This window comes from Streptomyces sp. G45, from assembly GCF_049542095.1.
In the GTDB taxonomy this organism is placed as follows: domain Bacteria; phylum Actinomycetota; class Actinomycetes; order Streptomycetales; family Streptomycetaceae; genus Streptomyces.
In genome coordinates, this window is the sequence record NZ_JBMUZU010000001.1 from 8484136 (window position 1) to 8496558 (window position 12423).

At 74.8% G+C, this 12423-nt stretch carries 13 protein-coding genes and 1 pseudogene; 6 read left to right on the top strand and 8 right to left on the bottom strand.

Annotation, left to right across the window (positions count from 1 at the left end):
• Positions 1-37 precede the first annotated feature (37 nt).
• On the bottom strand, positions 38-916 hold the full coding sequence (locus tag ACOBQU_RS36260) for an alpha/beta fold hydrolase (RefSeq protein ID WP_423633316.1): 879 nt from the start codon (positions 914-916) through the stop codon (positions 38-40).
• Positions 917-1079: 163 nt separating this feature from the next.
• Between ACOBQU_RS36260 and ACOBQU_RS36265 the strand changes: the two genes are divergently transcribed.
• On the top strand, positions 1080-1619 hold the full coding sequence (locus tag ACOBQU_RS36265) for a DUF1707 SHOCT-like domain-containing protein (RefSeq protein WP_423633318.1): 540 nt from the start codon (positions 1080-1082) through the stop codon (positions 1617-1619).
• Between the two features lie 95 nt (positions 1620-1714).
• Here the strand turns inward: ACOBQU_RS36265 and ACOBQU_RS36270 are convergent, their stop codons facing one another.
• Genes ACOBQU_RS36270 through ACOBQU_RS36280 form a run of 3 tightly spaced genes read right to left on the bottom strand, consistent with a single transcriptional unit; the run spans position 1715 to position 3444 of the window.
• Entirely contained in the window at positions 1715-1885 is a 171-nt protein-coding gene (locus ACOBQU_RS36270; protein WP_423633320.1) for a hypothetical protein, read from the bottom strand.
• Complete coding sequence (locus ACOBQU_RS36275) at positions 1882-2958, bottom strand: styrene monooxygenase/indole monooxygenase family protein (RefSeq protein ID WP_423633322.1); 1077 nt, start codon at positions 2956-2958, stop codon at positions 1882-1884. Before ACOBQU_RS36275 ends, ACOBQU_RS36270 begins: the two co-directional genes overlap by 4 nt.
• A 48-nt stretch (positions 2959-3006) precedes the next feature.
• The gene (locus ACOBQU_RS36280) at positions 3007-3444 is read right to left on the bottom strand and encodes a MerR family transcriptional regulator (RefSeq protein WP_423633324.1); all 438 of its coding nucleotides are present in this window, start codon (positions 3442-3444) and stop codon (positions 3007-3009) included.
• A gap of 28 nt (positions 3445-3472) precedes the next feature.
• Here ACOBQU_RS36280 and ACOBQU_RS36285 point away from each other — a divergent pair, with 28 nt between their 5' ends.
• Complete coding sequence (locus tag ACOBQU_RS36285) at positions 3473-4240, top strand: methyltransferase domain-containing protein (protein WP_423633326.1); 768 nt, start codon at positions 3473-3475, stop codon at positions 4238-4240.
• A gap of 27 nt (positions 4241-4267) precedes the next feature.
• Here ACOBQU_RS36285 and ACOBQU_RS36290 read toward each other — a convergent pair whose 3' ends face one another.
• Both ACOBQU_RS36290 and ACOBQU_RS36295 read right to left on the bottom strand, forming a co-directional pair.
• Complete coding sequence (locus ACOBQU_RS36290) at positions 4268-5482, bottom strand: MFS transporter (protein ID WP_423633327.1); 1215 nt, start codon at positions 5480-5482, stop codon at positions 4268-4270.
• Positions 5479-6818: pseudogene (locus ACOBQU_RS36295) on the bottom strand (enolase C-terminal domain-like protein). Before ACOBQU_RS36295 ends, ACOBQU_RS36290 begins: the two are co-directional and overlap by 4 nt.
• Positions 6819-7107: 289 nt before the next feature.
• Between ACOBQU_RS36295 and ACOBQU_RS36300 the strand changes: the two are divergent.
• Positions 7108-7908 carry a GNAT family N-acetyltransferase gene (locus ACOBQU_RS36300; protein ID WP_423633329.1) on the top strand — a complete coding sequence of 267 codons (801 nt, stop codon included), beginning with the start codon at positions 7108-7110 and terminating at the stop codon, positions 7906-7908.
• A gap of 81 nt (positions 7909-7989) precedes the next feature.
• Here ACOBQU_RS36300 and ACOBQU_RS36305 read toward each other — a convergent pair whose 3' ends face one another.
• Positions 7990-8946, bottom strand: coding sequence for a hypothetical protein (locus tag ACOBQU_RS36305; RefSeq protein WP_423633331.1), 957 nt, complete (start codon positions 8944-8946; stop codon positions 7990-7992).
• A gap of 278 nt (positions 8947-9224) precedes the next feature.
• Here ACOBQU_RS36305 and ACOBQU_RS36310 point away from each other — a divergent pair, with 278 nt between their 5' ends.
• From ACOBQU_RS36310 to sigJ, 3 genes are all read left to right on the top strand, one after another.
• A complete protein-coding gene (locus tag ACOBQU_RS36310; RefSeq protein WP_423633333.1) occupies positions 9225-9476 on the top strand; it encodes a hypothetical protein in 252 nt (83 codons plus the stop codon).
• A 181-nt stretch (positions 9477-9657) separates the two neighbouring features.
• Entirely contained in the window at positions 9658-10131 is a 474-nt protein-coding gene (locus tag ACOBQU_RS36315) for an iron chaperone (RefSeq protein WP_423633335.1), read from the top strand.
• Positions 10132-10194: 63 nt separating this feature from the next.
• Positions 10195-11109, top strand: a complete 915-nt coding sequence (sigJ, locus tag ACOBQU_RS36320) for an RNA polymerase sigma factor SigJ (RefSeq protein WP_423633336.1) — start codon at positions 10195-10197, stop codon at positions 11107-11109.
• A 4-nt stretch (positions 11110-11113) separates the two neighbouring features.
• On the opposite strand, the gene thiI is transcribed toward sigJ, so the two are convergent.
• A complete protein-coding gene (gene thiI / locus ACOBQU_RS36325) occupies positions 11114-12409 on the bottom strand; it encodes a tRNA uracil 4-sulfurtransferase ThiI (RefSeq protein WP_423633338.1) in 1296 nt (431 codons plus the stop codon).
• Positions 12410-12423 lie beyond the last annotated feature (14 nt).

Sequence of the window (12423 nt, forward strand, 5' to 3'; positions counted from 1 at the left end):
GGCCGCCCCCGGGGTGTCAGTGGCCGCCCCCGGGGTGTCAGTGGCCGGACGGGGCCACGAGCGCCGCCACGTCCGCCAGGACGCGGGCCGCCGGAGCGGGGTCGACGAGCCACTTCAGGTGGCTGCCGGACAGGGTGCGGACGTCGTACGGGTTGTCCGGTGTCAGGGCGTCGCCCTCGCGGATCAGCCGGTCCTGGAGCGCGAGCGGCATGCTCGCGTCGTCGGCCAGCCGGACGTACGTCTTCGGGACGCGGCCCCAGGTCTCGGCCCGCGCCCGGTCGGCGGAGGTGCCGACGTCCAGGTTCTCGTCGGGCTGGAAGGTGTTGAGGAAGGCCAGGAACTCCTCGTCGGTGCCGTCGGCGAGGAACGCCGCCTTGAAGGCGGCCAGCGCGTCCGCGTCCGCGGTGCGGAAGTTCACGCGGAGCAGGCCGAGTTCCGCCGGGTTCCCGGCCAGTGCGCGGCCGAGGGACGCCGAGTCGACCGAGGCCATCTCCGGCTCGGCGTAGTAGTCGCTGACGTCGAGTGCCACCGGGCACCACGACGAGACGTACACGAGGCGGTCGATCAGGTCGGGGCGCGCGTTGGCGGCGGCGGTGGCCGTGATGCCGCCGCGGCTGTGCGAGACGAGGATCACCGGGCCGTTGCGCCGGGCGCGCTCCAGGACGCCGATCAGGTGCGCGGCGTTGTCGGCGAGCGTCACCCCCTTGATCGCGCCGGGTGCGGCGGCCAGCCCTTCGAGGTCCTGCGGCGCCTGGTAGGCGCGCGCGTAGGTCGCCCCGAAGCCGTGGCCGGGCAGGTCGACGGCGACCGAGCGGTGCCCGAGGAGCCCGAGTTCGGCCTGGAGCGGCGCGAACGAGAAGGAGTTCGCGAAGGCCCCGTGCACCAGGACGAAAGTGGGCTGCGTCCGTGTACTCACCGTGTACTCGCTTTCTGGCCGCCGCCGTTGAGCCCCTGCCCGCCGGGCTGGGCGGGGTCGGCGGCGCGCCGCCGGGGCGGGCGCCCGGTGTCCGGAGGGCCACCCTACTCGGCGCAAGATCATCGGCGCGGGCGGAAGGACGCCCGCGTACTAAGGTGAGACGGTGACCTCGCTACCCAAGGACCCGTCCACGCTGCTCGGTGACGACGACCGTGACGCGGCCGCGCGGCGCTTGCGGGAGGCGTACGCCACGGGGCACCTCTCGCACGAGGAGATGGAGGAGCGCCTCGACCAGGTGCTGACCGCCAGGACGAGCGGTGACCTGGCGTCGGCCCTCGCCTCCCTGCCCAAGGAGAAGGAGGCCCCCGCGGTGACGATCGCCGCCGCGTCGGGGCGGATCCAACGGCGCGGCGCCTGGCGCGTACCGAGGGTCCTCAAGGTCGAGTCGGCCCTGGGCAAGGTCGACTTGGACCTGTCCCAGGCCGTCCTGGAGCACCCGGTCGTCGACATCGAACTGCAACTCGGCACGGGCGGCGCCCGGATCACGGTCCCGCGCGACGCGACCGTGGAGGTCGATGAGCTGCGCGCGTGGAAGGCGCCGCGCCTCAAGGCGCGCCCGCCGTCGGGGCCGGGCGGACCGACGATCAGGATCTCCGGGGCGATGGGGTTCGGCCAGTTGAAGATCCGGTACGCGCGGCGGTGAGTCCCGGCGGCCGGGCGCTGGCCCTGGCCTCCTTCTCGCTGCCCGGCTTTCCCCCTCGCTGCCCGGCTTTCCCCCTCGCTGCCCGGCTTTCCCGCTCACTGCCCGAACCGCGACAGATACGCCTTGGCGCCTTCCGGGGCCAGCATCCACGCACGGTACGTCAGCGGGTCCGCATAGCCGTTGGCGAAGCGGTGGGCGATCTCGGGGTGGTCGAAGGCGGCCTGGACGAGGCGGCCCACGTGGTCCGGCTGGGGCTCGCGGGTCATGAGGTCGGTGAAGGCGTGGGTGTGCCGGGCGGTCGCCCAGTACGCGTCGAACGTCTCCCGCATCCAGCGTTCGTCGAAGGGCCGCTCCCCGCGCTCCACGATGGCGGACAGGTAACTGGCCGCCGCCCGCGCGGCGTTGTTGGCGCCCTGCCCGGTGATCGGGTCGTGGACGGCGACGGCGTCGGCCATGCCGAGGACGGCGAAGCCGCCCCGACCCGCCCCACGGGATGCCGCACCGCCGGGGTGACCGCGCCGTACAGGGCGGCGCCCGCGTCCGTGGGCTCGGCGTCGCGGAAGCGCTCGTACTCCCACGGCGCGTACCTCCGCAGCAGGTCCAGGGCCCGCCGCAGGCCGTCGGCGGCGCCGGGGCGGTCGGCCCAGCAGTCGTACGCCCCTCCCCACCGCCCCTCGAACAGCAGGACGTCGCAGGGCCCGCCGACCGTCAGCGCGCGCAGCACGATGACGTCGCCGGTCGACGGCACGCCGGTGGTGCGGACGTACCCGGCGGCCGGGTCGCTGGCGTCGTGCCTGGCGCCGCGCACATAGAAGCAGGCCAGGCTGCGCGGCGGCCGCTCGTGCGCGGGCCAGGACGTATCGGGCGCGAACAGCGCGGACAACTCGCCGCGCCCGGTGGCGAGCACGGTGAGGTCGTGCGCGGCGGCGAGCGCGGCCACCTCGGCGCGCCCCACCGAGCGGTACTCGACGCGCCCGCCGCGCTCCTCGAACAGCTCCAGCCAGGCCGACAGCTTGACCCGCTGGTCCACCGAGCGGACCTCCTCGTCGAAGGGCGCGGTGAACCGGCGCGGCGGCGCCTCCGGCCGCCCGTCGGGGTCCCAGTGGCTGAGCTGGAAGCACGGCATGACGGGCGCGGTGTCGTCCCACAGGGCGAGCCCGGCGTCCCGTTCGAGGCGCAGCGCGGGGCCGAACATGAGCTGCGTGGAGGTGACCCGCCCGGCCCGCACCTCCTCGGGCCGCCGCTCGGCGACGAGCGTGACCGCGTACCCGGCCCCCAGGAGCCCGAGCCCCAGCTGCAGCCCCGCCTGCCCGGCCCCCACGATCGCGATGGCGCGCACCCCGCACTCCCTTCCGCCCCGGCCGCCGCGACCGGGCACGGATCATGCCTACCCACGATCACCCGCGTCCGCGTGGCGCACGACCTGCTGGAAGTGGCCGCACTCCGCGATGTCGTCGTGCGGGCAGGAGAGGGCGCACTCGACGATCCCGAGGGACGCCTCGGCCGCCGCGATGCGGGAGCGCAGCGCCTCGGCCTCCGCACGCAGCACGGCACGACGCGCCTCGGCGTCCGCCCCGGCGGTCAGCGCCCGGATCGTGCCGAGCGCGAGCCCGGCCTCCTTGGCGCGCAGGATCACGGCGACCCGGCCCAGTTCCGCCTCGCCGTAGCGGCGGCGCCCCACGGTGTCACGCGCGGGCCTGAGCAGACCCATCGCCTCCCAGTGCCGCAGCACGTGCGGGGCCAGACCGAACCGCCTGGCCACGGCACCGATACCCAGCGCGCCCCGCCCGCCGCTGACGTGCGCCCCGTACTCGCTTGACCTCATGTCGACATTAACTACGAGGCTGACGCCCATGACCAGGGAAACGGGACCGGTGTCCCCGCAGACCGACGACCTCGCCGCGCGGCTCGACGCCGCCGACCAGTTGACGGGCGCCGCGCGCCTGCGCCTGCGCACGTACGACCTGCTGCGCGCCGGACCAGGGGCGACCGTGGTGGACGTGGGCTGCGGCACCGGGCGGGCCGTGGGCGAACTGGCCCGGCGGGGCGTGACGGCCATCGGCGTCGACATGAGCGCGTCGATGATCGCCACCGCCCGCGCCCGCTGCCCGGAGGCCGACTTCCGGGTCGCGGGGGCGTACGCGCTGCCGCTCGAGGACGGGACGGTGGACGGCTGCCGGGCGGACAAGCTGTTCCACGAACTCGCCGAACCGGCGCGGGCGGTGGCGGAGGCCCGCAGGGTGCTCGCGCCCGGCGGGCGGATCGTGCTGGTCGGCCAGGACTGGGACGCCTTCGTCATCGACTCCGCCGACCCCGCGCTCACCCGCGCCCTCGTGCACGCCCGCGCCGACCGGATCACCGCCCCGCGTGCCGCGCGCCAGTACCGCGCCCTGCTCCTCGACGGCGGCTTCGCCGAGGTGACGGCCGAGGCGCACACGGGCGTGTTCACCGAGCCGAGCGCGCTGCCCCTGCTGACGGGGCTCGCCGAGGCGGCCCGCGCCAGCGGCGCCGTCACGCACGGCCAGGCGGACCGCTGGATCGCCGACCAGCGCGCCCGGGCCGAGGCCAACCGGCTGTTCCTGGCGCTGCCGGTGTTCGTCGCGGCGGCCACCGCGCCGTAGACCGCCCGCGACAGCGCGCGCACGCGGTCACGCCGAGCCAGGGGAGCGGCGCCCCGTCGGCCCCGTCCCGCGCGCCTCCGCCACCGCGCTGACCGCCGTGACGAGCAGCATGACGCCGACGCCCGTGAGGAGCGCGGCCGTTGGGCTCGCCACCTCCAGCGCCACGGCGGACAGGGACGCGGCGGCGCTGTACCCGACGCCGCCGACCGCGTACAGGACGGAGTAGGCGGCGGCGTGGGCGTGCGCGGGCAGGTGTGCGCGGAGGCTGAGGTTGCGGGTGACCATCGCGCCCGACTGGAGGACGCCCGTCACGGCGAGGGCGGCGGCGACACCGGGCACGCCGGGCGCCACCGCCACCAGGGCCAGGCCCCCGGCGGTCGCGGTCAGCAGCACCAGGCTCTGCGTGTGCGCGGAGCCGGGCCAGGTCCGCAGGCCGTAGCAGAGCGCGCCCGCCGCGCTGGCCAGGGCGAACCCGGCCAGGAGCGGCCCCGCCCAGCCGACGGCGGCCCCTCGCCGCTCCAACAGCGCGGGCAGGACCAGTTCCGCGCTGGCCAGCATCGCCATGGAGGCGGCGCCGGTCAGATAGACGGGCCAGGCGGTGAGCAGGGTCCGGGCCAGCGGCGCCGGAGCGTGCCGGTCCGGTGGGGGCTCCCGGGGTTCGGGCAGCCGCAGCAGGGGGAGCGTGGCGGTCGCGGCGAGCAGCGCGCCCAGCACCAGCGGCGCCCCGGCGTGCACGTGGAGAGCGAGCAGGACCACGAGGCCGGGTGCCACGGCCCAGGTGATCTGCGTCAGCGTTGACTCGACGCTCAGCGCCCGGGGCACCGCCCCGTCGGCCACGAGGCCGGTCAGCAGCGCGCGCAGCCCGCCGGGGCAGGCCGCGGGTGCCGCACCGGCCAGGAAGGCGAGGCCCATCGGCACCGGCGCCGGGGCGGAGGCCGCGAAGGGCAGGGCGCAGAAGGCGAGTGCCCCCGCCGCGAGCCCCGCCGCCAGGGAGCGCCGCGTGCGGCCGCGGCCGAGACGGGCGCCGAGCAGCGGCGCGCCCACCACCTCCCCGGCCACGTACACGGACGCCAGGGTCGCGCCGAGGGCGTAGCCGCCCGGGCCCTGCCGGGTCAGGAACACCAGGGCCAGCGGCGCCATGGCGACCGGCGCCTTGCTGGCGAGCGCGGCGAGCCCCCAGAGCAGCAGCTCACGGGTCGTCAGGTCCCGGTAGCTGAAGGCGGCCACGGACAACGCGGTCACCTCACCAGGCAGGGGCGCTTCGGGTCGAACGTCCAGCCGGGTATCAGGTAGCGCATCCCGACGGCGTCGTCTCGGGCGCCCAGGGCCTTCTCGCGGTACAGCTCGTGGGCGGCCAGGAGGCGGTCCCGGTCCAGGGTGACGCCGAGGCCGGGCGCGGCGGGCACGGCGACCTCGCCGTCCACGATCCGCGGCGGCGCCGTGGTGAGCCGCTCCAGGCCCTCCTGCCAGATCCAGTGCGTGTCCAGGGCGTTGTACGCGCCGGGGGCCGCGGCGCCGCAGTGCGTGACCATGGCCAGGGAGATGTCGAAGTGGTTGTTGGAGTGGCAGCCCCACGTCAGGCCCGTGGCGTGGCACAGCTGGGCGACCCGCACCGAGCCCCGCATGGTCCAGAAGTGCGGGTCGGCGAGCGGGATCGACACGGACTGCAGGGCCAGCGCGTGGGCGAGTTGCCGCCAGTCCGTGGCGACCATGTTGGTGGCGGTGGGCAGGCCGGTGGCGCGGCGGAACTCCGCGAGGACCTCCCGCCCGGAGTAGCCGTCCTCCGCCCCGCACGGGTCCTCGGCGTAGGCGAGGGTGCCGACGAGCGGCGCGCACAGCTCGACCGCCCGGCGCAGCGACCACGCGCCGTTCGGGTCCAGGGTGATCCGGGCCCGGGGAAGCGCTCCTTGAGAGCGGTGGCCGCCGCGACCTCCTCCTCGCCGGGCAGGACGCCGCCCTTGAGCTTGAAGTCGCGGAAGCCGTACCGCTCGTGGGCGGCCTCGGCCTGGCGGACGATCGCCTCGGGCGTGAGGGCCTCCTCGTGCCGGATCCGGTGCCAGGGCGTGCTGGCGTCGGGTTCGCGGACGTACTCCAGGTCGGTGCGGTCGGGGTCGCCGACGTAGAAGAGATAGCCCAGCACCCGTACGGAGTCGCGCTGCTGCCCGTCGCCCAGGAGGGCGGCGACGGGCAGGTCGAGGTGCTGGCCGAGCAGGTCGAGCAGGGCCGACTCGACGGCCGTGACGGCGTGCACGGTGGTCCGCAGGTCGAAGGTCTGCGCGCCGCGCCCGGTGGCGTCCCGCGCGGCGAAGCGCTCCCCGACCTCCCGCAGCACCCGCTGGTAGTCGGCGACGCGGGCGCCCACGACCAGCGGCTCTGCGTCCCTGAGCGTCCGTGTGATCCGCTCGCCGCCGGGCACCTCGCCCAGCCCCGTACGCCCCTCGGAGTCGGTCAGTACCACGACGTTCCGGGTGAAGTAGGGGCCGTGCGCCCCCGAGAGGTTGAGTCCCATGCTGTCGCGCCCCGCGACCGGGAAGACGGCGAAGGCGGTGACGGTCGGCTGCGGCGGCTGCTGGCTCATGCGCGTCAACTTCCTTGTGCGGTGCGGGGAGTGCGCGGTGCGGGGAGTGTGGATTCCTCGGGGGCCGTGGGTCGTGGGCCTGAGCCGCGGCCTGTCGTTCCTCTATGTGAATGGCGTTCTGGTAGGGGAATGGAGGCTAGGGCGGGGACACCGAACCGGTCAATGGGGCGCGGGAGGCAGGGGGAATCGGACGTCCCCGTCCGCGTCCGCCTGCGGTGGCGTCGTGAAGTGACGTATGAGTAGAGGGGTTTCCGCAACTCCACCACACTCCACCACGCAAGGGGGCCTGATGGCGGTCCGTACCGAGTCGGTCGAATCGATGGAGCAGCTCGCCGTGGTCTGGCGGGCCATGGCGCTCGACCGCGATCCGGAAGCCGACGTGCGGGACCTGCCCGGCATCGCCGTGCGCTGGGCGGACTGCCGGTTCGCCTTCTGGAACTGCGTCACGCTGACCGAGCCCGACGCGGGCCCGGCGCTCGTCGAGCGGCGCCTCGCCGAGGCGGCGGACCTCATGCGCGCGAAGAAGCACCCCGGATTCCTGTGGCTCTTCGAGGACCTGCTGTCCGACGAGGCGCGCGCCGGGGTGCGGGCCGCGGCCGAGAAGGCGGGCCTCGCCTTCGCCTTCCCCGGCACGGGCATGGCCGGGGACCTGCTTCCCCTCCCTGAGCCCGGCCACCCCGACCTGACGTTCGCGCGGGTGACCACCGACGAGCAGCTGACGGCGTACGCGGACCTGAACTCGCGCGCGTACGGATTCCCGCTGGAGGACGGCCGCGACGGGCTCGTCGGCTCCACGCTGTGGAAGGACGGGGTGCACGCCTACCTCGGCCTGCGGGACGGCGTGCCGGTGACGTGCGCGGCGACCGTGGAGGCGGACGGCCGCCTGTTCGTCGTGCTCGTCGCCACGGACCCGGACTGGGAGCGCCGGGGCTATGGGGAGGCGGTGACGCGCAAGGCCCTGTACGAGGGCGCGCGGGCCACCGGCCTGACCCGCGCGACGCTGCACGCGACCGAGGCGGGGGCGCCCGTGTACCCCCGCATCGGCTTCAGGCCGAACTCGCCGATCCACTTCTACGGGCTGAAGGCCTGACGCGCCCAGGGGGAGCGTCAGGGTGGGTGGGCGGGTGTGACGGCGTACCGGGCCCGGGGCCGGGCCCGGGGCTCTCGCCCGCTAGGCGATGCGGATGCCCAGTGCGTACGCCGTGAGGGTGGCCGTGTCGGAGACGCCGTGGTCCTTGGCGGACGCGCTGAAGCTGGGGCTCGCGGAGACGGACGGCTCAAGACGCCACAGGAGGACGCCGTCGCCCCGGTAGCGCACCTCGGCGCCGCCGCCGGTGAGGGCGTAGCCGGGCGGCAGGGTGGCGACCGCGGACGGGTGGGCCACCTGACCGGAGTCGGAGCGGGCGATGGTGTTGAGGACCCGCCCCACGGGCAGGTTGCGGCGCAGCGAGATGGCGAAGGAGCGGATGCTCGCCGGGTCGGAGACCAGGTGGTCCTTGGAGCGGGACTTCCAGGAGGAGCCGGTGGAGGGGAACGTGGCGGTGCCCAGGTTCCCGTCGCCGTGCCAGTTCACCCGGAAGCCGCCGCCGACGAGGGCGTACTCCGTCGACGACGGGATGCCCGCCTCCGCTTCGGGGTGCGGGGCGGTGCCGCTGTCCGCGCGGGCCACGTGGATGTGCTGGAGCAGCTGCGCCCGGCTCAGCCCGGCGATCTTGAGGCCGATGACGTACGCCGTCAGCTCGTGCGGCTGGGCGTGGACGTGGTCCTTGGTGGAGACCGTCCAGCCGGACAGGTCGTCGTTCGGGTAGGACGCGGTGAGCAGGGCGCCCTGCGGGTGCTCGGCCCCGATGGCGCCGCCGCCGATGGCCACCATGTCGCCGTCGGCCACGCGGATGGTCTGGTCGTTCCAGTGGCTCTGGGGCGGGCTGCCGCGGTAGGAGAACACCGCGACGTTCACCAGGCCCGAGGCGTCCGTGAAGCTCCGCAGGCGGCGCGTCGCGGTCACGGCGGGGCCCGCCGCCGCGGGGCGGGGCGCCGCGGTCGCCGACTCGCCTCCGATGAGGACGCCCGCCGCGGCTAAGCCAGCGGCGGCCGAAGCCGCCTTGAGCAACTCTCGTCTGTTCTGCACCAAGCCACCTCCGTAATCCCGGACGCCGTCGCCCGGACCGGGGGTCACCTTAAGTGCGGCTATGTACGTCTCGATACGCCACAGCGGCAAACTGACTGGTTATTGAGGTTCTGGGCGTTCTTCAGGACATCTCCTCATTCCTTGGGGAAACGTGTGTGGATATGGGGAAGTGGTGAAGGAATGGGGAGGCGGACGGTCGTCGCCGTGAGCCGGTCACCCGTGCGGGCGGTAGGTCGGATGGTCGGTATGACCGAGGAGGGGGCTTAAGATCTGGCCACGTGGCCGATAGTGACCTCCCCGATGAACTGATCAAGCTGGAACGTTCCGCCGAGGAAGAGCGGGCGAAGCTCGCGGGCCTCGACGGCGACGCGTACGACACGCAGTGGCGCAGGTGGCGCGACGCCGCCGCCGACTTCCAGGCCGCGGTCACCGCGTACGCCGCGCGCGACGACGTCGACACGCCGCGGCACCAGGTGGAGCAGGAGGTGAAGCGCGCCGTCCGGCACGCGGACGAGGACCCGGCCGAGTAGCCCGCCCGGACCCCGCGCACCAGGGCCGCGCACCCGGGCCGCGAACCGGTCAGCTTTCGAGAAGCCACCGCCCCCGCGGGCTTCCTAGCATGGGCACCACCAGCGAGAAGGCACCTCGGAAGCCGCGTGGGAGCACCGCGCCGGAAGGCCGGAAACCCCGCGCGGGGAAGGAACCACCGCCATGTCGGACACCAAGAAGGCACCGAAGAAGACCGCCGCGCGCGACGCGGCGGACACCGGCTTCACCGCCGAGGAGCGCGCCGCCATGAAGGAGCGCGCCAAGGAGGTGAAGACGGCGCGCGGCCGGGGCCGCGCCTCCAAGGCGGACGGCGAGCGCGACCTCCTCGCCAAGATCGCCGAGATGGACGGCCCGGACCGCGCCATGGCCGAGCGGATCCACGAGATCGTCACGGCCAGCGCCCCGCAGCTCGCGCCGAAGACCTGGTACGGGATGCCCGCGTACGCCAGGGACGGCAAGGTCGTCTGCTTCTTCCAGAGTGCGGGTAAGTTCAAGTCGCGCTACGCCACGCTCGGCTTCAACGACGACGCGCGCCTGGACGACGGCGGCATGTGGCCGACCGCGTTCGCCCTGACCAGGCTGACCGCCGTCGAGGAGGAGCGGATCGCCGACCTCGTCAAGCGGGCGGTGGGCTGAGCGCACGACGGTCGACCCACGCAGGCAGCGGTACCCATGCGACCCACGGAGGCAGCCGTATCCATGGACGAGGGGCAGTCGCTCATCGACGACTCGCTGGACGCGGCGGCGGCCGCGTTCCAGCGGATGCGGCCACGCCTGTTCGGCATCGCCTACCGCGTCCTGGGCAGCGTGTCCGAGGCCGAGGACGTGGTGCAGGACGCGTGGCTGCGCTGGCAGGGCGCCGACCGGGGCGCGGTCCGCGACCCCGGGGCGTTCCTGGCGACGACCACCACGCGGCTCGCCCTCAACGTGGCGCAGTCGGCGCGGGTCCGCCGGGAGGCGTACGTCGGGCCGTGGCTGCCGGAGCCCGTGGACACCAGCGTGGACCCGCCGGTCGGAGCGGAGCGCGGCGAGGCCATCGCACTGGTCGTGCTGCTGGTCCTGCAGAAGCTGAACCCCGTGGAGCGCGCCGCCTACGTCCTGCGGGAGGCCTTCGACTACCCGTACGACGCCATCGCGGACATGCTCCAGCTGAGCCAGGCCAACACCCGGCAGATCGTCAGCCGCGCCCGCAAGCGGCTCGCCGCCGAGCGGCGCGGCCCCGTCGACGCGGCGGAGCACCGGCGGCTGCTGGAGGCGTTCGTCGCCGCCGCGCGGCACGGGGACGTCGCCGCCCTGGAGAGCGTGCTGTCCGCCGACGTCGTCGCGTACGCCGACGGCAACGGCATGCGCGGGGTGGCGCGTCTCACCGTCGTGGGAGCCGAGCGGGTGGCCAGGATCTCCGCCTTCGCCCAGAAGTTCTTCCCCGGCGCCGCCTACGAGGTGGCCGAGGCCAACGGGGAGCCCGCCCTGCTGCTCGTCCAGGACGGCCGCGCCGTCGCCCTGGTGAGCGTCACCGTGGGCCCGGACGGCATCGACGGGCTGTACTGGATCCTCGCGCCCGAGAAGCTGCGGGCGTACGAGCGGTCGGCGGGCAGGCTCATCGGCCGCCCGTAGCCGGTCACGTCCGGGTGGGCCGCTCGGGTTCGCCCGCGCACCCCGTGGCCGGGACGTCCGCGGCGTCCTCGCCCGGCAGCAGCACCTGGACGCCGTCCAGCAGCTCCGCGGTCACCTCGTCGACGGCGACGCGCCGCTCCACCGCCCGCAGCTGGGTCAGCCCCGCCCGGGTGCTGACGCGCGGCGGGGCGAGCAGCCGACAGCAGTCCTCGTCGGGCAGCACCGAGATCCCGGCCGTGCCGATGGTCCCGGCCTCGTCGATGATCTCCTGCTTCTCCCAGCCGAGCAGCGGGCGCAGGACCGGCAGGTCGGCGGCCTCGTCGACCGCGACCAGGTTGGCCAGGGTCTGGCTCGCCACCTGGCCCAGGCTGTCGCCGGTGACCAGGGCCTGGGCACCGGTGCGGGCGGCCAGCGCTGACGCGGCGCGCACCATGAGGCGCCGCTGGGCGACCACTTGGAGGCGGCCCGCGCCCGCCACGGCCAGCCGCTTCTGCGCCCTGCCCAGGGCGATGACGTGCAGTCGGCCGGGCGGCTGGTAGCGGTTCAGCTCGCGGGCGAGGGCGTACGCCTTGTACACCGACGACGGGTCCGTGTACGGCGCCCCGCTGAAGTGCACGAAGTCGCAGGCCAGACCGCGGCGCATGGCCCGGTGGGCGGCGACGGGCGAGTCGTAGCCGCCGGAGAGCAGTGCGAGGGCGCGCCCGCTGGACCCGACGGGAAGGCCGGTCGTGCCCGGGTGCCGCGCCCACGACACATAGGTCTCCTTGCGGTCGACCTCCACCGCGAGCACGACGTCCGGCCGGGTGAGGTCGACGCGCAGGCCCGGCACCTCGTCGAGGACGCGCCGCCCGAGGTGCGCCGCGATCCGGGACGACGTCAGCGGGAACCGCTTGTCCCGCCGCTTCACCCGTACGGCGAAAGCGTGCCCCGGCCGTTCGGAGTCCAGCGCGCCGAGCGCGTCGACGGCCGCCCGCGTGATGTCCGCCAGGTCGCTGGGCACGCGCACGGCCGGGACGACCGCGTTGAAGCCGATCACCCTGCGCGCCCGCTCCACCAGCGCCTCCTGGGGGACCTGGCCGCCGACGACGGTGACGTTCTGGGCGCTCTTGATCCAGGTGGAGCCGCCGACGCCGCGCAGCGCGAGCCGCAGGTTGTCGTGCAGCCGCTCGACGAAGAGGCGGCGGTTGCGCCCCTTGAGGAAGACCTCGCCGTGCTTGAGCAGCACGCACGGACCGCGGCTCGCGGGCGCGCGGTCCGCTCGGGGAGTGGGCGCGGAGGGTGTAGGGGGTGTACCGGACATGTGATCCTCTCGGA